This is a genomic window from Parafrigoribacterium mesophilum (genome assembly GCF_039652555.1).
In the GTDB taxonomy this organism is placed as follows: domain Bacteria; phylum Actinomycetota; class Actinomycetes; order Actinomycetales; family Microbacteriaceae; genus Parafrigoribacterium; species Parafrigoribacterium mesophilum.
The window spans coordinates 1-291 of the sequence record NZ_JBDJAF010000031.1; the positions used below are offsets into that span (position 1 = coordinate 1).

General features: G+C 66.7%; 1 protein-coding gene. It reads right to left on the minus strand.

Features of this window, described 5'->3' with window-relative positions; all coding sequences use genetic code 11:
* Positions 1-65 precede the first annotated feature (65 nt).
* Positions 66-291: PrpF domain-containing protein (locus ABFX56_RS15975; protein WP_428834466.1), on the minus strand; the 226-nt coding region annotated here is incomplete at its 5' end.

Genomic DNA, 291 nt, shown 5'->3' on the forward strand with positions numbered 1-291 from the left:
GCGATCCGCGACATCGACGACGTGCCCGCCCACACCCGCGCGGTGATCGAGCACTTTTTCCGTCATTACAAAGACCTCGAACCGGGCGCCGCCGTGTTCACCAGCAGGTCGTCCCGCACGGCGGGATCCGAGGGGAGATCACCGGCGAGAAAATAGGCTCCCTTCGAGGTGCCGCCCCGCATCACCATGCATCGGACGCCGTCGGGCGCCAGAACCGGTGTCGTCATGACAGTTCCGGTGCCACGGTGATCGGGACGGCCCGCGAAGCGCACCACGAGTTTCTGCGCAGGC